Source organism: Cryobacterium sp. TMT1-2-2, assembly GCF_004403505.1.
GTDB classification, from domain to species: Bacteria; Actinomycetota; Actinomycetes; order Actinomycetales; family Microbacteriaceae; genus Cryobacterium; species Cryobacterium flavum.
Map to the genome: position 1 here is coordinate 213675 of NZ_SOGS01000003.1, position 20366 is coordinate 234040.

Annotated in this window: 19 protein-coding genes; 7 read left to right on the forward strand and 12 right to left on the reverse strand. The window is 62.6% G+C overall.

The window, feature by feature from the left end:
- Nucleotides 1–92: 92 nt before the first annotated feature.
- The 4 genes from E3T35_RS03265 to E3T35_RS03280 are packed head-to-tail and all read right to left on the reverse strand — an operon-like array spanning nucleotide 93 to nucleotide 4595.
- On the reverse strand, nucleotides 93–1433 hold the full coding sequence (locus E3T35_RS03265; RefSeq protein ID WP_134377867.1) for a sugar ABC transporter substrate-binding protein: 1341 nt from the start codon (nucleotides 1431–1433) through the stop codon (nucleotides 93–95).
- Nucleotides 1434–1476: 43 nt separating this feature from the next.
- Nucleotides 1477–2307 carry a carbohydrate ABC transporter permease gene (locus tag E3T35_RS03270; RefSeq protein ID WP_134344745.1) on the reverse strand — a complete coding sequence of 277 codons (831 nt, stop codon included), beginning with the start codon at nucleotides 2305–2307 and terminating at the stop codon, nucleotides 1477–1479.
- Complete coding sequence (locus tag E3T35_RS03275; protein ID WP_370449296.1) at nucleotides 2294–3175, reverse strand: carbohydrate ABC transporter permease; 882 nt, start codon at nucleotides 3173–3175, stop codon at nucleotides 2294–2296. Before E3T35_RS03275 ends, E3T35_RS03270 begins: the two co-directional genes overlap by 14 nt.
- On the reverse strand, nucleotides 3165–4595 hold the full coding sequence (locus E3T35_RS03280; protein ID WP_092338343.1) for a CCA tRNA nucleotidyltransferase: 1431 nt from the start codon (nucleotides 4593–4595) through the stop codon (nucleotides 3165–3167). Before E3T35_RS03280 ends, E3T35_RS03275 begins: the two co-directional genes overlap by 11 nt.
- A gap of 81 nt (nucleotides 4596–4676) precedes the next feature.
- On the opposite strand from E3T35_RS03280, the gene E3T35_RS03285 reads away from it, so the two are divergent.
- From E3T35_RS03285 to E3T35_RS03310, 6 genes are all read left to right on the forward strand, one after another.
- Nucleotides 4677–6995, forward strand: a complete 2319-nt coding sequence (locus tag E3T35_RS03285; protein ID WP_134377869.1) for a DUF6049 family protein — start codon at nucleotides 4677–4679, stop codon at nucleotides 6993–6995.
- The gene (gene murJ, locus E3T35_RS03290; RefSeq protein WP_104129824.1) at nucleotides 6988–8616 is read left to right on the forward strand and encodes a murein biosynthesis integral membrane protein MurJ; all 1629 of its coding nucleotides are present in this window, start codon (nucleotides 6988–6990) and stop codon (nucleotides 8614–8616) included. Before E3T35_RS03285 ends, murJ begins: the two co-directional genes overlap by 8 nt.
- A 179-nt stretch (nucleotides 8617–8795) precedes the next feature.
- Nucleotides 8796–9758, forward strand: a complete 963-nt coding sequence (gene trxB, locus E3T35_RS03295) for a thioredoxin-disulfide reductase (RefSeq protein ID WP_134377870.1) — start codon at nucleotides 8796–8798, stop codon at nucleotides 9756–9758.
- A 53-nt stretch (nucleotides 9759–9811) separates the two neighbouring features.
- Nucleotides 9812–10135 carry a thioredoxin gene (gene trxA / locus E3T35_RS03300; RefSeq protein WP_092338350.1) on the forward strand — a complete coding sequence of 108 codons (324 nt, stop codon included), beginning with the start codon at nucleotides 9812–9814 and terminating at the stop codon, nucleotides 10133–10135.
- A gap of 146 nt (nucleotides 10136–10281) precedes the next feature.
- Nucleotides 10282–11613 carry a PLP-dependent aminotransferase family protein gene (locus E3T35_RS03305; RefSeq protein WP_241988715.1) on the forward strand — a complete coding sequence of 444 codons (1332 nt, stop codon included), beginning with the start codon at nucleotides 10282–10284 and terminating at the stop codon, nucleotides 11611–11613.
- Nucleotides 11614–11655: 42 nt separating this feature from the next.
- Nucleotides 11656–12612: a D-alanine--D-alanine ligase gene (locus E3T35_RS03310; RefSeq protein WP_134377872.1), complete on the forward strand. Its 957-nt coding sequence runs from the start codon at nucleotides 11656–11658 to the stop codon at nucleotides 12610–12612.
- A 622-nt stretch (nucleotides 12613–13234) separates the two neighbouring features.
- Here E3T35_RS03310 and E3T35_RS03315 read toward each other — a convergent pair.
- The 8 genes from E3T35_RS03315 to rpmH all read right to left on the reverse strand — a co-directional run bounded on the left by E3T35_RS03315 (nucleotide 13235) and on the right by rpmH (nucleotide 18382).
- Nucleotides 13235–14185, reverse strand: coding sequence for a ParB/RepB/Spo0J family partition protein (locus tag E3T35_RS03315; protein WP_134377873.1), 951 nt, complete (start codon nucleotides 14183–14185; stop codon nucleotides 13235–13237).
- Nucleotides 14185–15138 (reverse strand): ParA family protein, encoded by a 954-nt coding sequence (locus tag E3T35_RS03320; RefSeq protein ID WP_134377874.1) that lies wholly within the window; start codon nucleotides 15136–15138, stop codon nucleotides 14185–14187. The genes E3T35_RS03315 and E3T35_RS03320 overlap by 1 nt, the downstream gene beginning before the upstream one ends.
- 76 nt (nucleotides 15139–15214) lie before the next feature.
- Entirely contained in the window at nucleotides 15215–15895 is a 681-nt protein-coding gene (gene rsmG, locus E3T35_RS03325) for a 16S rRNA (guanine(527)-N(7))-methyltransferase RsmG (protein ID WP_166789812.1), read from the reverse strand.
- A gap of 11 nt (nucleotides 15896–15906) precedes the next feature.
- The gene (locus E3T35_RS03330; RefSeq protein WP_134344995.1) at nucleotides 15907–16389 is read right to left on the reverse strand and encodes a R3H domain-containing nucleic acid-binding protein; all 483 of its coding nucleotides are present in this window, start codon (nucleotides 16387–16389) and stop codon (nucleotides 15907–15909) included.
- A gap of 137 nt (nucleotides 16390–16526) precedes the next feature.
- Nucleotides 16527–17510 (reverse strand): membrane protein insertase YidC, encoded by a 984-nt coding sequence (gene yidC, locus E3T35_RS03335; protein ID WP_134344752.1) that lies wholly within the window; start codon nucleotides 17508–17510, stop codon nucleotides 16527–16529.
- 8 nt (nucleotides 17511–17518) lie between these two features.
- Nucleotides 17519–17830 carry a membrane protein insertion efficiency factor YidD gene (yidD, locus tag E3T35_RS03340; protein ID WP_134344753.1) on the reverse strand — a complete coding sequence of 104 codons (312 nt, stop codon included), beginning with the start codon at nucleotides 17828–17830 and terminating at the stop codon, nucleotides 17519–17521.
- Nucleotides 17827–18204 (reverse strand): ribonuclease P protein component, encoded by a 378-nt coding sequence (rnpA, locus tag E3T35_RS03345; protein WP_134344754.1) that lies wholly within the window; start codon nucleotides 18202–18204, stop codon nucleotides 17827–17829. Before rnpA ends, yidD begins: the two co-directional genes overlap by 4 nt.
- A gap of 40 nt (nucleotides 18205–18244) precedes the next feature.
- On the reverse strand, nucleotides 18245–18382 hold the full coding sequence (gene rpmH / locus E3T35_RS03350; protein ID WP_010204566.1) for a 50S ribosomal protein L34: 138 nt from the start codon (nucleotides 18380–18382) through the stop codon (nucleotides 18245–18247).
- A 473-nt stretch (nucleotides 18383–18855) separates the two neighbouring features.
- On the opposite strand from rpmH, the gene dnaA reads away from it, so the two are divergent.
- Nucleotides 18856–20274, forward strand: coding sequence for a chromosomal replication initiator protein DnaA (gene dnaA, locus E3T35_RS03355; RefSeq protein ID WP_092338368.1), 1419 nt, complete (start codon nucleotides 18856–18858; stop codon nucleotides 20272–20274).
- The last annotated feature ends 92 nt before the right edge of the window (nucleotides 20275–20366 follow it).

The following is a 20366-nucleotide window of genomic DNA, read 5'->3' on the forward strand; positions in this document are numbered from 1 at the left end:
GCGGAGGCCGGGAATCCGGCACGCAGGCAACCTGCCCAGACTACCGGATGCCGCGCGCATACGCCAGTCGACCTGCCCGTCGTTGGGTCGACCTACTCGGTCTGAGTGGCATTAGCGGCATTCTGGGCGGCACGGACACCGGAGTCCACTGGCGTGCGGCCGATGAATACCTCGTCGAGCAGCGGCCGCATGGCGTTTTCGGCGGCCGGCCAACCGGCTCCCCGCGGTGCCGGGGCCGTTCCAGCGGTCAGCACGTCGTAGAACGGGCTGATGTCGACATTCTCCGAAGCCCAATAGGCCGCGTAGGCCGGCTGCGCGGCCAGCACGGCCGGAGACGCCGCACCGGATGCCCCGATGAATTCTGATCCGGCGGCACTCCCGAGCCATTCCAAGACCCGCTGCGTTTCGGCCGGATGCTGGGATGCCGCATTACCGGCGGCCGCGATGCCATCGACACCGCTGATCGCACCGGCCGGGCCGCTGGGCAGGCGAACAACGCCCCAATCGAAGTTCGCCCCGGCGCTCACGTTGGCGAGGTTGTAGACACCACTCTGAAACAGGGCCATCTTGCCCTGCAGAAACTGCTCGCGGCTGAAGTCGCCGTTGGTGTTCGTATCGGCGGCCGACGGAGCGACCTGCCACTTGTTCATGAGATCGACCAGGTACTGGAACGAGGCGATGCCGGCGTCGGACGCGAAGGCATACTGGTTGGACTCGTCCTGAAACTGGGCACCATTGGAGGCCAGGTAATTAAGCACCATCGCCTGCAGGTCGTAGCCGGCGTTGTAGCCATATTGGCTGAGGTTGGAACCGTCGAACTCGGCACTGTCGGCCGTGTTCCCGTTGTAGTCCTTGGTGAGTTTCTGCAGCACGCCGATGAGGGTGTCGTTGTCACCGGTGGGATCCCAGGTGAGTGCGGACACGTCGTCGGCGGTCAGGCCGGCATCACCGAGCAGGTCAGCGTTGTAATACACCGCAATGCCGGGGTCGGCCAGCTGCGGCACTCCCCACAGCGTGGCGTCCCTGGTGTACTGGGCGACGACGGGTGCGGACCAGCCGGCCTGGGCATCCGCTGGCAGGGCCGTCGTAATGTCGAGCAGCGCCCCCGCGTCGGCGTAGGCGGGGTAGCTGCCACCGTCGACCCAGAAGACGTCGGGCGCCCCAGCACCGGCGACGTCGGTGCGAAGCTTCTCGAAATAGTCGTCCCACGGCACGATTTCGACGTCGACCTGGATGTCGGGGTTGTCCCGTTCGAAGGCGGAGAACGACTTGTCGTAGGCGGCCGCGACCTGTTCGTCCCAGAGACGCACGGTCACGGTGGTGGCATCGCTGGATGATTCGGAGCTAGAGAAGTTCAGGGCCGTGACGGCCCCGGCAATGACGAGCAACACTCCGGCAATGCCGGCAGCAATAATGGTGGAACGCTTGGCCATGATGTCCTTTATTGACGGATCGAACCTTCCCCAGTGAACCAGCCTACGCAGATCCCGAGATGGTGATCGACCGCACAAAGCTGCGCTGAAACAGGAGAAACAACAGGAGCAGCGGCACTAGGGCGAGCGTCGTGGCCGCCATGACGAGGGTCCAGTTGCCATTGAACTGGCTCTGCAGGCTCGCTGTGGCGACGGTCACGACCCGCCATTCACTTCCGGTCGTGACCACGAGCGGCCACATGAAACTGTTCCAGTGGCTCACGATCGTGATCAGGGTCAGCGTGGCAATAATCGGACGCGACAGGGGCACGACGATCTCAACCAGCACGTCGAGGGTGTTCGCACCGTCCAGCCGGGCCGCATCAATGAGTTCCTGGGGGATTCCGCGAAAGTACTCGCGCAGCAGAAAGATCGCGTAGGGGGAAGCAAACGCGAACGGCAGCACGAGACTCCAGAACGAGTTCCGCAGCCCGGCCTCGGTCATCATCAGGTACAGCGGAACGACGAGCACGACGGGTGGGATCATCAGGGTCGACAGGTACACCCAAAACAGCACCTGACGGCCCGGAAAATCGACCCGAGCGAAGGCATACGCGGCGAGAATCGAGCAGATCAGCTGCCCGACCAGAATCAGAACCGCCGCCAGGACCGTGACCACGATGGCACGACCGAATTGTGCCGGTCCGGTCAGCAGCAGCGCAAAATTGTCGAGGGTGAATGGGTCAGGCCAGCTCAGGGCTGACTGCTGCGCGAACTGCTCCCGGGTCTTGAATGCGGTGAGGATACTCAGCAGGAACGGCCCGAGGGTGAACAGTGCGCCGAGCACGAGCACCAGGTAGACGGCGGCGGTTGAGGAGAATCTAGTCCATTTCATAGGTGACCCTCCGACGAAAATAGAGCTGCTGGGCGAGGGTGATGACCACCAGGATGACCAGCAGAACGACCGCCATGACGGCCGCACGACCGAGGTCGAAGGCGTCGAAAGCTTCGTAGTAGATGCGCGCCGCTACGACATCCGTTGATCGTGCCGGTCCGCCCTGGGTGAGCGCGTAGACCTGGTCGAAGACCTGAAAAGCCGAGATGACGGTGGTAACCAGCACGAAGAACATGGTGGGACGCAGCAGCGGAAGCTTGATGTGCCAGAACATCTTTACCGCGCCGGCACCGTCGATGCGGGCGGCCTCGAGAATCTGCCCCGGGATGTTGAGGAGCCCGGCCATGAAGAACAGGGTGACGTAGCCGACGTTGGTCCAGATCACCACGGCGGCCACGGCCGGCAGCGCGAGCGCCGGGTCACTGAGCCACTCGACGCGCTGCCCGAGCAGGGTGTTCAGGGCTCCGTCGGTCGGCGCGAGAATCCACTTCCAGACGACTCCGAGAGCAAGCGGGGCACAGATCCACGGCAGCACGTAGATGGTATGAAACCAGGCGGACCCCGGCAGCCCGCGGGTGAGCAGGGTCGCCGCGCCGAGCCCGATCAGGGTTTGAATCGGCACCACGAGGGCAACGAAGATCAGCGTGACCAGCAGGGAATTGCCGAAGACACCGTCGCTGAGAACGGACTGGTAGTTGTCGAGACCGACGAAGGTGATCGGGCCGATCAGGTCCCAGCTCTGAAAGCTGAGCCAGAGCACGACGAGCACCGGGAGTAGGAGAAAGCAGACCACGCCGAACAGGCTGGGGGCGAGAAGGGCATAGCCGGTGATCGCACTGCGTCGACGGAGCCTCCCTCTACTCCGCACGCTCCGCCCACCACTGAACCAACCGGCGGGTGGCTTCTTCCTCACCCAGCGGGCCATCATCGAGACGCTGCTCGAGCAGATACCGGTAGGCCTCTCCCACCTCGCGGCCTGGCTTCAGGCCGAGAACCACCATGATCTGCTCGCCGTCAAGGTCGGGACGCAGGGCTCCGAGCTCTTCCTGCTCGTTCAGCGCGGCAATGCGCTGTTCCAGGTCGTCGTAGGCGAAGCCGAGACGGTCGGCCTTGCGCCGGTTGCGGGTCGTGACGTCGGCGCGGGTCAGAATATGCAGCCGTTCCAGCTGGTCGCCGGCGTCGCGCACGTACCGGCGCACGGCCGAGTCGGTCCAGGCGCCCTCCGTGTAGCCGAAGAATCGCAGGTGCAGCTCGATCAGACGGGCGACGGCGTTGATGGTGTCGTTGTCAAAGCGCAGGGCGCGCAGGCGCTTCTTGGCGAGCTTGGCACCCACCACGTCGTGGTGGTAGAAACTCACGACGCCGCCGGGTTCCAGCTTGCGGGTGGCTGGCTTGCCGATGTCGTGCAGCAGGGCGGCGAGACGCACGATCAGGTCTGGGGCCTCCAGGTTGCCGCGCGAGGTCTCGTAGCCCATCGCCTGCTCCAGCACCGTGAGCGTGTGCTGGTAGACGTCCTTGTGGTGGTGGTGCTCGTCGATCTCGAGCCGCAGGCCGGGAATCTCCGGCAGCACGATCTCGGCCAGGCCCGATTCCATCAGTACCTCGATGCCGGCGCGCGGGTCCCTGGAGACCAACAGCTTCGAGAGTTCGTCGCCGATGCGTTCGGCCGACACGATACGGATGCTTTCCCGCATCTTCTCCATGGCCACTGCGGTATCCAGATCCAGCGTGAAACCCAGCTGGCCGGTGAACCGAGCCGCGCGCAGCATCCGCAGCGGGTCGTCACCGAAGGACACCTCCGGAGTGCTCGGGGTGCGGAGGCGCCCGGCGAGCAGGTCATCGATGCCGCCGGCCGGGTCGACGAGCGTGAGCTGGGGCAGGCGCAGGGCCATGGCGTTGACGGTGAAGTCCCGGCGGAGCAGGTCGGGTTCCAGGCTGGTACCGAACACCACGTCGGGTTTGCGGGTGGTGCCGTCGTAGCTGTCCGCCCGATAGGTGGTGATCTCCACGGTTTCACCGGCGAGGCTCGCACCGATCGTGCCATACGCCCGACCGATGTCCCACTGCGCTTCGGAGAGGGGTTTGACGAGCGCGAGAATCTGATCCGGGGTCGCATCCGTGGTGAAATCAAGGTCGTGCAGCGGGCGGTCCAGGAACGCATCGCGAACCGGGCCGCCGACCAGGGCCAGCTCATGGCCGACCGCAGCAAATGCGTTCGCGAGACGAGAAACGGTGGGGGTGGCAGCCAGGTCGCCCAGTCGTGCGAGGGCTGCCGCGACGCTCTGCATATGCCCCATATTAGTTGCCATCAGGGGGGCACGCAGACTCGGTGCAGGCGGCTCTAGGCTGACACGCCGTAGAATCCCCCTATGGTGGCCGAGTCAGATTCCGCGCATCGGCCCGCGCTCCCGGCTGCCGCGTGCAGCGCCGTGCGCCCGGCCCGGCGCGCGATGAGTCGTCGCCGGCCCGGGCCGATTACGGCATTTCTGGTGGGAGCTCTGACCCTGGCGTCGCTGATTTTTGCACCGATCTTCGTTCTAGCGTCGGCTCAGGCCGACCCGGCGACCGGCTCCGTCGCGAGCGCCACCACCCCCGCTGACACCGTCGGCGTCACGGTCACGCCGACCACGTCGCCGCAGCTGGTACCTGGCCAGGACCTGGTTCTGACGGTGACCGTGCACAACAACACCAGCGCCGACATTCCGATCGGCCGAGTGGATGTGTACCTCGCGCAGCTCGCGCTGACCACCCGGGCGGCACTCGATAGCTGGCTCCGGCCCGATGACGACGCAAATTCCGGCGACCAGCTGGTGAGCGTGCCCACCACGGAAGGTATTCCGGCTGGTGCCAGCACGAACCTGAGCGTCACGGTTCCGGCTGCGGCCGTGGGATTGACCGATGACAACGCGTGGGGAGCGCGTGGGATCGCCGCGATTCTCGTTGCGGGTGACGTGATTCAAGCTGAGGGCCGCGGCACGTTTGTCTGGTCCCAGGGCAGCGCGATCACCCCGGTCGCTCTCACCGCTATTCTGCCGATCACGACCCCGGAAAGCGCGACCGGCCTGATCACCTCGAAGGCACTCGAGTCGTACACGAGCTCGGTCGGTCTGCTCTCGCGCCAACTGGATGTCGCCATTGATGCGCCCACCGCGACGATCGCCATAGATCCGCAGATCATCGCCTCGATTCGAGTGCTCGGCACGGCCGCTCCGGCGTCGGCCGTGGCCTGGCTCGACCGTCTGGCCGGTGCGAGCAATGACATCTTCCCGCTCGGCTACGCGGATGCCGACATCGCGTTGCAAGCGCAGGCCGGCGCCACGACGCTGCTCGCGCCCACCTCTTTCGTGTCGGCGATCGACGCGAGCCTGTTCGTCGTGCCCTCGGCCACACCGCTCCCGGAAGACACCACCGACCCGACCGATGTGCCCAGCGTCACGTCACGAGCCAGGGCCCAAGCCACCGCGTCTCCGACTCCCACCCCGACACCCACGCCGGAACCCGGCGCAACGGTCATCCCCTCGACCAGCGACCTGCTGGCCTGGAACTACACGAGCACCGCTATCGGCTGGCCGGTCGCCGGGCAGGTTGCGCGCGCCGATCTTGACGTCTTTGCCGCGAGCGGCCTGACCACGACCATCCTCTCCAGCGGGAACGTCGAACAGTCAGACGTCTTCACGCCGAATACCGCGTTCGCTCTTCCCGGCGGGCTTGGTCTGGTCAGCGATTCCGCACTGTCGGCCGCCATCCGTACCGCGGCCGAAGCCACGACCGAGGACGAGTGGCGGGTCAGCGTCTCCGAGGCGGCTTCGCTGCTCGCGGTCGTGTCTGCGGAGAACCCCAACTCGGCACGCACATTGTTGGTCACCTTCAACCGCAGCAGTCCGGAAAGCGCGACCCGGGTCGCTCAGACGCTTGCGGCCCTCGATTCGACGACCTGGTCGAACGCGGCCCCGCTGCAGGCTGCCCTGGATTCCGCCCCGGGCACTACGGTGACTTTTCGGGACCAGGCCATTGACACTAACCGGGTCACGCTCGCCCGATCGCTGTTGCAGCGCGAGGCGGCAATCGCCGAATTCGCGACCATTCTGGCCGATCCGCTGGCGTTCACCGCGCCGGCGCGATTGGATTTGCTGACCCTTCTGGACACAACCTGGGCCTCGCAGACTGAGGCCTGGGCTGACCAGGTGCGGACGAACCTCGCTGCCTCCTTCGACCTGATCCACGCCGTGACCGTGACCACCCGCGGGCCGATCATTGTGGTGGGCAGCAAGGTCGACCTGCGTATAACGCTCAACAACGCCCTGGACCAGGCCGTCACCGTGCGCACCGAGATCGTGCCGTCCAACGGGCGACTCGTGGTCGGTGAAACCCTCGAGACGACCATTCAGCCGAACTCCGCGCAGGCCGTCTCCGTACCCCTCAGCGCCGCTGTCGGTAACGGCGATGTCGTCCTGCGGGTCACCCTGTTCACCCTGAATGGCACCCCGCTCGGCCAGCCGGCTCCGATCGATGTCAGCGTGCGCGCCGACTGGGAAGGTGTTGGCGCGAGTATCTTCGCCATTCTCGTCGTCGGCTTCTTCGGTTTTGGTATCTGGCGCAACATCGTGCGCCGACGCCGCGAGAAATCGGCCGAGGCATCCGCTGTCAGTGAAGAGACGGTGTTACCCACGGCGGTGCCCGATGCCTGACCCGGCTCCCAGCGGCAGTGGAGGTATCGGCCGGGCCAGTGCGTTCTTGGCCTCCGGCACGATCGTGTCGCGCATTCTCGGCTTCGTGAAGGTCATCGTTTTGGCCGCCATCATCGGCCAGTTCGGTGCCGCGGCCGACACGTTCGCGATCGCCAATCAGCTGCCGAACACCATCTATGTGATCGTGGCCGGCGGAATCCTGACCGCCGTTCTGGTTCCGCAAATCGTTCGAGCCAGCCTCCACGCCGACGGTGGCACGGCGTACATCAACAAGCTGCTCACCCTCGCCCTGGTCGTGCTGTTTGCGACGACCCTCATCGCTACCCTGTTGGCCCCGACCATCACCGGGTTCATCGGCTTGAACCTCCCCCAGAACGAGAAGGCACTGGCCGTGGCATTTGCTTACTGGTGCCTTCCGCAAATGTTCTTCTACGGGCTGTACACCCTGCTGGGCGAAGTGCTCAACGCCCGCAAATCTTTCGGACCGTTCACCTGGGTGCCAGTGCTCAACAACCTGGTGGCCATTATCGGCCTGATCGTTTTCGCGACGCTGTTCAGCCCTGACCCGTTCGGTGCTCGATCGGCCGCCGAGATCACGTCGGCCATGGTCGCCGTACTGGGCGGCAGTGCCACCCTCGGCGTGATCACCCAGGCCGTCGTGCTGTTCTACTTCTGGCGCCGCATCGGATTGCACTACCGCCCGGATTTCCATTTTCGCGGCGTGGGTCTCGGTGCCGCCGGCAAAATGGCGAGCTGGACCTTCGGGATGCTTCTGCTCACGACTTTCGCGGGCATTGTCGAAACGCAGGTCGTGACGCTCGCACACGGTGAGGCATCCGTTGCCGTTCTCGCCACCGCCTGGCTAATTTTCATGCTGCCGCACTCCGTGATCACGGTGTCGGTCGCGACGGCGTACTTCACCCGCATGAGCGAACATGCCGCACTCGGAAGCTGGTCACTGGTGCGAACGGATGCCTCGAGCGCGATTCGGGGAACGTCGCTCGTGATTGTGCTCGCCGCGGCCGTCATCGCGGTCTGCGCTTACCCGTTTGCGGCGATCTTCGTGACACCGTTCGACCAGGTGCAGTCGATCGGCAACGTCATCATCGCGTTCATTCTGGGGCTGGTGCCATTCTGCGTGTTGTTCGTTCTGCAGCGCACCTTCTACGCCCTCGGTGACACGCGTACACCGTTCTTTTTCACCCTGTTCCAGGTCGTTCTGCTGATTTGCGCCGTGCTGGCCTGCGCGTGGCTGCCCACGGAATGGATCGCCGTTGGCATCGCCGCGTCGATCACGGTGACCGGTACGCTGCAGGCAATCTTGGCCGCCATTCTCCTGCGCCGTCGAATGCACGGTATCGACGGACGACGCATTCTGCGCAGTCTCGTGAAATATCTGGTCGCTGTGATCATTCCAGTGGCTGCCGGCCTGACCCTCACGACCCTCCTGGGTGGCAATGTCGACGGCGGATTCGCCGTGTCCTCCAGGCTCACGGCCATGGTCTCCATGGTGTTGATCGGGGTCGTCATGTCCGCGGCCTACTTCGGACTGCTCCTGGTCATGCGCAGCGGCGAGCTCACGGCCTTTCTGGCGCCCCTGCAACGCCGCTTCGGCCGCTAACGCGTTCCCGGCCTGACACGCGGCTCAGCGCCCCTGTGAGTGGTGCGCTTCGCTGGCGGTGGCTGGGTACCGGCGGCTCTTGCTGGGAGGCCGCGGAATAGCATCGGATTAGGATGTGTTGTATCGAAACGTGAGGCGGGATATTGCCCGGCTTTCCCACCACTGCAAGGAGTGTGCGCGTGCGTCAGATCATCATCATCGGTTCCGGACCGGCCGGCTATACCGCGGCAATCTACGCCGCGCGGGCCAACCTCAAACCGCTTCTGATTGCCAGTTCGGTGGAGGCTGGCGGTGAGTTGATGAACACGACCGACGTTGAGAACTTTCCCGGCTTTCCGGAGGGCGTCCAGGGACCCGATCTGATGACCAAGATGCAGGAGCAGGCAGAGCGCTTTGGCACCGAGGTCGTCTACGACGACGTCGAATCGGTCGACCTGTCCGGCCCGATCAAGACGGTCGCCCTCGGTAATGGTGACGTGGAGCAGGCACTCACGGTTATTTTTGCCACCGGTTCCGCCTACCGCAAGCTCGGCCTCAACGACGAAGAACGTCTCTCCGGCCGCGGTGTCTCCTGGTGTGCCACCTGCGACGGTTTCTTCTTCAAGGGCAAGGAAATCGCCGTCATCGGTGGCGGTGACTCCGCCATGGAGGAAGCCACCTTCCTCACCCGATTCGCCTCGAAGGTGCACGTCATTCACCGCAAGGGTGAACTGCGCGCCTCCAAGATCATGCAGGAACGTGCTTTCGCCAACGACAAGATCGAGTTCACTTGGAACTCCGAAGTCGTCGGTATCACCGGCACCGAGGCCGTCGATGGTCTGACCCTGCGCGACACCGTCTCCGGCACCGAGAGCAGCCTTCCGGTCGGCGGCGTGTTCGTGGCGATCGGCAACGACCCGCGCACGCACCTCGTGCACAAGCAGCTCGACCTCACCCCCGAGGGCACCATTGCCGTCGCGGGCCGGTCATCCCTGACCAGCCAGGCCGGTGTCTTCGCGGCCGGTGACGTGATCGACTCCAGCTACCGCCAGGCCATCACGGCTGCCGGCTCCGGCTGCGCGGCCGCCCTCGATGCAGAGCACTACCTCAGCACTCTTCCCCAGGACCTGCTGGCCTCGGCCAGTGAACACGAACTCGTCTGATTTTACTAAGACCTAAGTTTACCAGTACTAAGTTACCCAAGAAGGAGACACACATGACTGCACGCGCCGTAACAGAGGCCAACTTCGAACAGGAAGTCATCAACAACGAGAAGACCGTTCTGGTGGACTTCTGGGCCGAGTGGTGTGGCCCCTGCCGCGCCGTCAGCCCCATTCTCGACCAGATCGCGGCCGAAAACGCCGACAAGCTCGACATCGTCAAGCTCAACGTCGATGAGCACCCCGCTCTGGCCGCCAAGTACCAGATCACCTCCATCCCGGCGATGAAGGTCTTCCAGAAGGGCGAGGTCGTCAAGACCGTCATCGGCGCCAAGCCGAAGCCGCAGCTCGAGAAGGACCTGGCCGACTACCTCGTCTAACCGACTCAACCTAGAAAACCCGCCCGGCTTCAACCGGGCGGGTTTTTTGGTGCCCGCGGTCACCCCATACGATGAAGACGACAGCAGAACGGATAGGTGACGTGACAATTCAAGGCTCCACTGCCGATAACAAGCAGTCCGGGCCTGTGCAGACAAGTACTGTGCAGGGCGGCAACAACCTCGACCCGTGGTACCACCACTACGCCGATCGCGCCGCCGGCCTTAAGGCCTCCGAGGTACGCGCGCTCTTCGCCGTGGCCTCCCGCCCCGAAGTCGTCTCCCTCGCCGGCGGTATGCCCTACGTTGCGGCCCTGCCCCAGGACCTCGTGATCAATGCCATGGAGCGCGTCATGCGCGAGAAGGGCGCTACCGCACTGCAATATGGCTCTGGTCAGGGAGTTCCCTTGCTGCGCGAGCAAATTCTCGATGTCATGGCACTCGAGGGCATCAAGGCCAATGCCGATGACGTGGTTGTTACCACCGGTTCGCAGCACGCCCTGGAACTGGTCAGTAAGTTGTTCCTCAACCCCGGAGATGTCGTCATCTCCGAAGGCCCCAGCTATGTCACCGCCATGGTGATCTTCAAGTCGTACCAGGCCGAGGTCGACCATGTACCGATGGACGAGAACGGCCTGATCCCGGCCGCGCTGATCGAGCACATCGCCGCCCTCAAGGCAGCCGGGCGCACCATCAAATTCCTCTACACGATCCCCAGTTTTCACAATCCGGCCGGCGTCACCCTCAGCTGGACACGCCGCATGGAGATTCTCGAGATCTGCCGTTCGAACAATATTCTCGTGCTCGAGGACAACCCCTACGGACTGCTCTACTTTGACAAGCAAGCACCGGATGCCATTCGCTCACTCGAGCGCGACGGTGTCGTCTACCTGGGAACCTTCTCCAAGACCCTGGCTCCCGGCTTTCGGGTTGGCTGGGCTCTCGCCCCGCACGCGATCCGCGAGAAACTCGTGCTCGCCAACGAAGCTGCCGTGCTCTCCCCCAGCTCCTTCACCCAGATGGTGATCTCGGAATACCTCTCCACCGCCGACTGGAAGGGGCAGATCAACACCTTCCGCGGTGTCTATCACGAGCGCAAGAACGCTATGCTCGCCGCCCTCGAGGAGCACCTCCCCGATTTGACCTGGACCAACCCCACCGGCGGATTCTATGTCTGGGTCACCCTGCCCGAACAGCTCGATTCCAAGGCCATGCTGCCCCGCGCGGTCAAGGAACTGGTAGCGTACACGCCCGGGACCGCGTTCTATGCCGACGGTGACGGGCGCCAAAACATGCGTTTGGCCTTCTGCTATCCAACGCCGGAGAGCATCAGAGTCGGCATCCGTCGCCTGGCCACGGTCATTCGCGGCGAGCTTGATCTGCTCGACACCTTCGCCGGCACCGGTGCACTGGGCGCCGCGCCCGACCGGCCCGGCGCCAGAAATCAGCGCTATGCCGGTCCACCGGCCAACATCTCCTAGATATCCACGTTCACCCACACCAAGCTAGGGAAAAACCTGATCATGAGCGACTTCAACTCCCTTAATATCGTTATTCTGGCCGGCGGAATCTCCCACGAACGTGATGTTTCGCTGCGCTCGGGGCGACGGGTAGCGGATGCCCTCACGGGCGGGGGCCACACGGTCACCGTGATCGATCCCGGAGCCAACCTCCTGACCACTCTCACCGAACAAGCCCCCGACTTGATCTGGCCCACCCTGCACGGAGCTACCGGAGAGGATGGCGCCCTGCTCTCCCTGCTGGAGACCACCGGCATCCCGTTTCTCGGCTCAACTGGGCCCGCCGCCGCCCTGGCCTGGAACAAGGGCACGGCCAAGGAGCTCGCGCGCCGAGCTGGTTTTGCCACTCCCCCGGCTATCGCCCTCTCCACTGAAACATTTCGGGACCTCGGGGCCACGAGCGTACTTGAGCACCTGATCGGCGCAATCGGCCTGCCCCTGGTCGTTAAACCAGCTCAGGGCGGTTCTTCTCAGGGCGTCACAATCGTGCGCACCGCAGCGAACCTGCCCCGCGCCATGGTCGACGCGTACACCTACGCCAACACCGCCCTCGTTGAGGCCTATATTGACGGCGTTGAGGTTACTGTGGCGGTAATTGACACCGGGACCGGCCCCACAGCTCTGCCGATCGTTGAAATCGTGCCCGTTGACGGCGTCTACAGTTTCGAGGCACGGTACAACGCCGGCGAGACAGACTTCTACACACCGGCTCGCCTTTCCGACGACGCCTCGGCGGCGGTTTCCGCAACCGCAGTCGCCATTCACACACTGCTGGGCCTCCGCCACCTGAGCCGTATCGACCTCATTGTCGATGCCGCCGGTACCGCCTGGTTCCTGGAGGCCAACGTGCTTCCTGGCCTGACGGAAACGTCACTGGTGCCGCAGGCGATCGAGGCCACCAACCAGACCCTGGGTTCCACCTACTCCGCCCTGGCCGCAAACGCCCTGACGGGCCAGTAGGCCTTACGTTTCACGTGAAACCTGCGCAGCCTCAGCGTTGTTTCACGTGAAACACCACGACAGGACTCCCGCAGGCCACCCAGCGGGAGGGCGACTGCGGTCTCGACGAGCTCGACTGGCGGCCTGTGGGCAATGCATACGGCCACGGGATACTGTTTCACGTGAAACACTCCGTTGCATCTCCCGCGAATTGCTGGCTGGACGGCAATTACGGTCTGGACGAGCCCGACCGTCCGTGGCAGTTTCACGTGAAACATCGCGACAAGACCCCCGCAAACCAGCCCATCCGTAGGGCGATGGACGTCTCGACAAGCTCTGCCCACAGTGTGGGCAGAGTGATTTCAGCCACATAGGGGCGGCGGGTTTTTCGCGCAAGTTGCGAGTTTCGAGGTCTTTCAGGGGACTCGCGCACGCTTTTCGCGAGAGGCCCTGAAAGGCCTCGATGCCTGAGTAGGGAGCGAATGACCCGTCGACGCCCGCCGCGCCGGTGCAAGCGCCATCGAGGACATCAACCAAGCCACGGACCGCAGTAAATGGTTCGCCCTGAGCCGTGGGGCGGTTCACAGCGAAAAATGCCCCGGAGCACGCCATGTTTCACGTGAAACGGCCCACCGGGGATGAACTAGCTCGCGCTAAAGGCCGGTTCGCCGAGAACGGTAAGAATGCGGTTAAGATCGCCAATTGTGGCGAAATCAACTGTGATCTGGCCTTTTCTAGCCCCAAGATTGATTTTGACGCGCGTGTCGAGTCGTTCTCCGAGGTGCTCAGCGATTTCATCGAGGTGCCCCTGGCGTCGACCAGGAAGTGGTTTAGCCTTAATCAGTCTTGGCACGGATGTCGCCGCGGCCTCGGCCGCCCGCACCGAGAGATCCTCTTCGACGATCTTGTCGGCCAAGCGAATCATGCCAGCCAGGTCACCCACTGACAAAATCGCCCGCGCATGGCCAGCCGAGAGCACGCCGGCCGCAACTCGCAGCTGCACCGGTTCCGGTAGCTTCAGCAGACGCAGAGTGTTGGTGATCTGCGGCCGCGATCGACCAATTCTGGTCGCCAATTCTTCCTGTGTGATATCGAAGTCAGCGAGCAGCTGCTGGTAAGCGGATGCCTCTTCGAGCGGATTCAGCTGGGCGCGGTGTAGGTTTTCCAGCAGCGCGTCGCGCAGCATATCGACATCGGCGGTCTCTCGAACGACAGCTGGAATGCTGTCGAGCCCGACCTCCTTGGTCGCGCGAAGACGACGCTCGCCCATGACGAGTTCGTACTTGCCCGGCTCATCCGATAATGGCCGCACAACGATCGGTTGCAGCACTCCGACTTCGCGAATGCTGTGCACGAGTTCAGCGAGGTCATCCTCGTCGAAAATAGTGCGCGGCTGGGCACGGTTGGGCACGATGTCCTGCGGGTTCAGGTGGGCCAGACGCGCTCCGGGCACGGGAACGAGCTCGGGGGAGTCATCCGTTTCACGTGAAACACTACGCGGAAAAAAGACGTCAACCGGCCGGGGAGCCGACGCGTCGTCCTGCACCGGGATGAGTGCGCCGATACCGCGGCCGAGGCCGGTTCTTTTCGCCATTAGTGCTTATCTTTCATTTGGGGCTTATCTTCGGTTCCGGGAGCACCTCGATGGGCCATTTCTGATGCTGCTTCGAGGTAGGAGAGCGATCCTGCGGAGTTGAGGTCGTAGCTGACGACGCTCTGACCGTAGCTCGGGGCCTCAGAAACGCGTACAGAGCGCGGAATCGCGGTATTCAAGACCTCTTTTGGAAAGTGATCGCGCACTTCCTGGGCAACCTGGGTCGCCAGATTGGTGCGGCTGTCATACATGGTCAACAGAATGGTCGAGACGACCAGGTCGGGGTTGAGATGCTTCTCAATCAGAGCGATGTTTTTGAGCAGCTGGCTGAGTCCTTCGAGCGCGTAGTACTCGCACTGGATGGGAATGAGAACCTCGCGGGCGGCCACAAAGGCATTGATGGTCAGCAGCCCGAGCGAGGGCGGGCAATCAATGAAGACGTAGTCGTAGGGTTCAGTCATCTCGGCGAGGTAGAGATCAAGCGCGCGGCGTAGGCGCTGCTCGCGGGCGACGAGTGAAACCAGTTCGATCTCAGCCCCGGCCAGGTGAATCGTGGCTGGTACACAGAACAGGGCGCCGAACTCGGGGCTCTTCTGCACGACCTCGTCCATGGGCATGTCGTTGATGATGACGTCGTACACACTCGGCGTCTCGGCACGGTGCTCCACGCCGAGGGCGGTTGACGCATTCCCCTGCGGGTCCAGGTCGATGACCAAAACGCGAGCACCCTGCCGCGCGAGTGCAGCAGCCAGATTGACGGCGGTCGTGGTCTTACCGACCCCGCCCTTCTGGTTGGAGATCGTCAACACCCGGGTCTTCTCGGGTTTGGGCAGTTCGCCGGCCGCGATGACCTGGCGCCGTCGCGTCAGCTCAGCGATTTCGCGGGCGAGCGGCGTTGTACCGTCGAACCCCGCCGCCTTACCGGTGCGCTGATCTTCAGCAGGATGTTTCACGTGAAACCTTTACGCTCGACGGTTGATGAGCCACCCGAAAGGGACTCCCGAACACCAAATTTGGCGACACTCGGGACTAGTCCACTGTAGCCCGGATGACCCGGGTTACCTCCGGCAGCACGCCCGCGCCGAGGGTAATGACCTCAACATTGCGCAGACGATACTTGCGAATGGTCTTTGCAGCGGCGGCAACCTCACGCTCTGCTCCCTCACCCTTCATGAGGATGAGCTCACCGCCGGTGCGCAGCAAGGGCGCTGTCAGGGGAATGAGCTTACTGAAGGCACTGACGGCGCGTGCGGTAACCTGATCGAGCGGATCCGCGAGCCGCGCCTCTTCGGCACGCGCCCGCACAACGGTCACGTTCGTCAAGTGCAGGGCTGCTACCTGGTCATTCAACCAAGCCACCCGACGTTCCATCGGCTCGATCAGCACGAAGTTCACATCGGGTCGCGCGATGGCCAGAACCAGACCGGGTAGGCCCGCGCCTGAGCCGACGTCGCCCACGAGACCTGGACGCAATAGTGGCGCCACAATTGCGCAATTAAGAATATGGCGCGACCAGAGGCGGGGGAGTTCCAACGGCCCAATCAGACCCAGTATTTCGCCCTGATCAGCCAAATTACTAGTGAACGCACGAATCACATCGATCTGGAGACCAAAAAGATCGGCCGCAGCGGCCGGCTCAGCTTCGAGCTCGACGATCTCGGTGGTGCCAGGTACGGCATCGATCGGCTCCGGCGTGACAGATTGCGACATGACCAACGAGACTACGCTGCGGTGATGACGGTGTGGCGGTCGCGACCCTCGCCCGAGGACTCGGACCGGTAGCCACCACTGGCGGCAACGATGTCGTGCACGAGTTTGCGCTCGTAGGATGACATAGCAGGCAGGTCGGCTTCGGTCGCGCCGCCTTCTATGCGCGCAATAGCACGCGCCACGAGGGTGGCGAGTTCAACTTCGCGCACCTCGCGGGATCCACCGATATCCAGGATCAAACGCGAGAATGAACCCGTCTTGCTCTGTACGGCAAGACGCGTCAGTTCCTGCAGGGCGTTGACCGTTTCCGGCTTGGAGAGCACGCGCAGGTTGTCCGCATCCGAGGCCTTGACTGACAGGTAAGCCCGACCGTTGCGGGCATCAATGTCGATGTCACCATCGAGGTCGCAGATATCGAGGAATTCCTCGATGTAGTCCGCGGCGATGTCACCCTCGCGCTCGAGCTGATCGGTCGTGAGGGGGGCCTCGGCCAGGCTACCCCTCTCGGGCGACGTGGGGGAGGCATCCGCTGGTGTGGCGGGGGCAGTAGGAACGGCGCTGCTGGCGACAGCAGCGCTGGCGACAGTGTCTACCTCAGTGAGGCCGGTCTTGTCCGTCACGGTGTTCTCCACTACTTTTTCGGGCCGGTTTGCTTCTTGGCGCGGGCCTTACCGACCGGTTGCTGGCGCTGCACGGGTTTGGCGGGTTCTTCCACGACAATGATGTCACCATCCGTCGCGATGAGCTTGCCCTTCCGTGCCAAACGCTCTTCGCGGGCCTTGGCGGCTTCACTGCCTGGCGTCGGCATGTTTCGGATGACCAGGAACTGCTGGATCATGGTCCAGAAGTTCGAGGTCAGCCAGTAGAACATGACACCGAGCGGGAAGGCGACACCGGAGAAGGCGAAGACCAGAGGGAGCAGGTAAAGCATGATGCGCTGCTGCTTGAACATGGGGCTCGCCTTGGTCTCCGGCGACATGTTCTTGGAGACGATCTGCAGCTGAGTGATGAACTGCGACGCGGTCATGAGCACAACCATGGTGGCAGCGATGATCATAACGGTGACGTTGAACGGCTGGCCCGAGGTCCACAGCGACCACTGTGAGGCGAACGTGTCGTGCAGAGGAGCGTTGCCGAACAGGGTCGCGTTTCCGAAACTTTCGGCGAGGCTCTGATTGAGCGGCCCGACACCGGCGTTGGAGCGCTGGGCGTCGTTCAGCACCGAGAACAGGGCGAAGAAAATCGGCATCTGCAACAGCAGCGGCAGGCAGGAACTCAGCGGGTTGGTACCCGTCTTCTTGTACATGGCCATGGTCTCGCGGGACATTGCCTCACGCGAGAACTGGTCCTTCTTGCCCTTGTACTTGTCCTGGATCTTCTTGAGCTGTGGGGCAACCTCGAGCATCTTGCGTTGGCTCTTGATCTGCCGCACGAAGATGGGAATGAGGGCGGCCCGCACGACCAGAACGAGGCCGACGATGGACAACACCCAAGTGAGACCGTCGTCGTAGCCCAGTCCCGCGATTCCCATCTGCGAAAAGAGCCAGTGGAAGGCCACGAGCAGCAGCTCGACCACCCATTTCAGAGGCCAGAGGATCGTACCTATGAGGTCCATACTGTGGGTTAGCCCTTTCCGTGGCTAGGTGCGACAACAAAACCGAACTTCGTCACGCGGTAGCGACGTTTGCTCTTGAGCGGTACATCATCAATGCCGCCTTCTGACCACGGATGACAATGGCTCAGTCTGCGCGCAGTGAGAGCCGAACCCCACGCTAGTCCGTGTTCCTGAACGGCTCCCAGTGCGTAGGCCGAACAAGACGGGTAAAACCGGCACACATCTCCATACAGCGGAGAGATTACAGCGCGATATACGCGAAGAATTACGACACCCACATTGCGGGGTATCAGGATGATCGTCGCGAGTATCGAGTTCATCGCCCCGGACTGCCCTTCCGCGCCGGGAGCGGGCGAGCAAGCGAGCGTTGGACTTCTTCGTACAGCGTCTGCCACGCCGCACCTTGCGCCGTCGGCAAAGCGCGGATGACGACATCCGTTCCTGGCGGAACCAGGGAGAGCAGTTCGTACGTAACCGCCTTGAGGCGGCGGCGAACGAGATTGCGCCTCACGGCGTCACCCACATTCCTTGCGACAATGAAGCCGAACCGTACCGGAACGCCAGCGGCACCCGAAGGAACCTCAGCGCTCTTTCGTACATAGAGAACGGTGTGCGCACCAACGATCCGCATACCGCGCCGAACGACGCCTTGATAGTCGCTGCCGCTCGTGATGCGATTTACGTGAGCGAGCACGAGAATCCGGCGACCACAACGAACCTAGGCAGACTCTGGCCTACGCGGAGAGTTCGGTGCGACCCTTGCGACGGCGAGCACCAAGGATGGCGCGGCCCGCACGGGTGCGCATGCGCAGACGGAAGCCGTGCACCTTGGCGCGACGACGGTTGTTCGGCTGGAAGGTTCTCTTGCTCATAGTTCAATCTCCACGTATTTGAATCACCGCTGGCCAAATTCCCCTCGGCCTAAACAGCAGCGCGCACAGAAGTTAGAAGCCCGCGGGATGGGGTCAACTGATTAAAACTACGGCCTCGGCCACGTCTGGTCAAACTCAGGCCCCGAATCGGCCGATTCTCCACAATAATGACTCCAACACAGATACCAACCGGAGAAGCCGATTCACCGCTGAATTCGCCTCGCTGAGCGGGATTGACTACCGTGAAGACAAGTTATCCACAGGTTGGTGACATCAACCTGAGAATTAGGTCGGTTTTATACACAAGCGGTGGATAACTTTAACGATGAACTCGAACCCAGATTTCGAACCAGGCCCCAAAACGCCCGCAGTGCGGGCCAACTGACGGCGGCTTGCCGGTGTTCAACAGCGGCCCCGCACCCGTCCGCCGCGGTCCAGTAGCGAAACACCGAAATACACAGATTGTAGGAACAATGGCAGACGTAGAAGCGCCGATAGCTGAAACCTGGCGGTCCGTTCTGACCACGTTGGAATCCGACGCCACGATCACCCCCATGCTCTACGGGTTCCTCAGTCTGGTCGAGCCGAAGGGCATCGCCGCCGGTACCTTCTATCTCGAAGTGCCGAACGAGTTCACGGCCAGCATGCTCAATCAGCGAATGCGGGTTCCCCTACTGACCGCGATGGGTCAGCTCGACGAAGCCACTGCGGTGTCGACCTTCTATGTGGTCGTCAACCCGGAGCTCGAGCAGGAATCCCTGCGCCCGGTGCAACAGACACTGACCCCACCCGATGTCATCACCCCAGCCCCGCCGCAATCGGTATTCGAAGGTGCCGTTCCGGCGCAGCCGCACGAGACCCGACTCAACCCCAAATACAGTTTCGACAACTTTGTGATCGGCCAGTCCAACCGATTCGCGCACGCGGCTGCCGTGGCCGTGGCCGAAGCTCCGGCGAAGGCCTACAACCCTCTCTTCATCTATGGATCATCGGGGCTCGGCAAAACTCACCTGTTGCACGCAATCGGTCACTACGCCATGAGTCTGTACCCGGGCATCCGCGTACGTTATGTCAGCTCCGAAGAGTTCACCAACGACTTCATTAATTCGATCGCGAACAACCGAGGCTCGGCATTTCAGGCCCGATATCGCAACATCGACATCCTCATGATCGATGACATTCAGTTTCTGCAGAACAAAGCTGAAACCCAGGAAGCCTTTTTTCACACCTTCAACACGCTGCACGACCATAACAAGCAGGTGGTGATCACGAGCGACCTGCCGCCGAAGCATCTGACCGGCTTCGAAGACCGCATGCGCAGTCGATTTGAGTGGGGCCTGATCACGGATGTCCAGGCACCCGACCTCGAAACCCGCATCGCTATTCTTCGCAAGAAGGCCCAGAGCGAGAAGCTGCAGGTTCCCCACGACATTCTCGAGTTCATGGCGTCAAAGGTTTCCTCCAATATTCGCGAGTTGGAAGGAACATTGATTCGGGTCACCGCCTTTGCGAGCCTCAATCGCACGCCGGTGGACATGGACCTGGTGCAGACGGTGTTGAAAGACCTCATCACCCTGGATGAGGACAACGTCATCGCCCCGGTCGACATCATTACGAACACGGCCAACTACTTCAAACTATCAGTCGACGACCTATACGGGTCGAGCCGCTCGCAAGCGATTGCCACTGCACGCCAGATAGCCATGTACCTGTGTCGTGAGCTCACCAACCTCTCCCTCCCCAAGATCGGTCAGCTCTTCGGTAACCGGGACCACACCACGGTGATGTACGCGAATAAGAAGATCAGCGAACTCATGAAGGAGCGTCGGTCGATCTATAACCAGGTAACCGAGCTCACCAATCGCATCAAGCAGGATCACCGATACAAGTAGGTCCTAACAGCAAAATACCGACCCCTCGCGGCAGCTAGATCACCGAGACAAGTAGGCCTGTCCAAAGTAAAATTTCGGCCCCACCGGAAGCT

Bases quoted from the DNA above. Each gene is read 5' to 3' on its own strand.
- E3T35_RS03265 (WP_134377867.1), bottom strand. From the start codon at position 1,433: ATGGCCAAGCGTTCCACCATTATTGCTGCCGGCATTGCCGGAGTGTTG.
- E3T35_RS03270 (WP_134344745.1), bottom strand. From the start codon at position 2,307: ATGAAATGGACTAGATTCTCCTCAACCGCCGCCGTCTACCTGGTGCTC.
- E3T35_RS03280 (WP_092338343.1), bottom strand. From the start codon at position 4,595: ATGCAGAGCGTCGCGGCAGCCCTCGCACGACTGGGCGACCTGGCTGCC.
- E3T35_RS03285 (WP_134377869.1), top strand. From the start codon at position 4,677: ATGGTGGCCGAGTCAGATTCCGCGCATCGGCCCGCGCTCCCGGCTGCC.
- murJ (WP_104129824.1), top strand. From the start codon at position 6,988: ATGCCTGACCCGGCTCCCAGCGGCAGTGGAGGTATCGGCCGGGCCAGT.
- trxA (WP_092338350.1), top strand. From the start codon at position 9,812: ATGACTGCACGCGCCGTAACAGAGGCCAACTTCGAACAGGAAGTCATC.
- E3T35_RS03310 (WP_134377872.1), top strand. From the start codon at position 11,656: ATGAGCGACTTCAACTCCCTTAATATCGTTATTCTGGCCGGCGGAATC.
- E3T35_RS03315 (WP_134377873.1), bottom strand. From the start codon at position 14,185: ATGGCGAAAAGAACCGGCCTCGGCCGCGGTATCGGCGCACTCATCCCG.
- rsmG (WP_166789812.1), bottom strand. From the start codon at position 15,895: ATGTCGCAATCTGTCACGCCGGAGCCGATCGATGCCGTACCTGGCACC.
- yidC (WP_134344752.1), bottom strand. From the start codon at position 17,510: ATGGACCTCATAGGTACGATCCTCTGGCCTCTGAAATGGGTGGTCGAG.
- yidD (WP_134344753.1), bottom strand. From the start codon at position 17,830: ATGAACTCGATACTCGCGACGATCATCCTGATACCCCGCAATGTGGGT.
- rpmH (WP_010204566.1), bottom strand. From the start codon at position 18,382: ATGAGCAAGAGAACCTTCCAGCCGAACAACCGTCGTCGCGCCAAGGTG.
- dnaA (WP_092338368.1), top strand. From the start codon at position 18,856: ATGGCAGACGTAGAAGCGCCGATAGCTGAAACCTGGCGGTCCGTTCTG.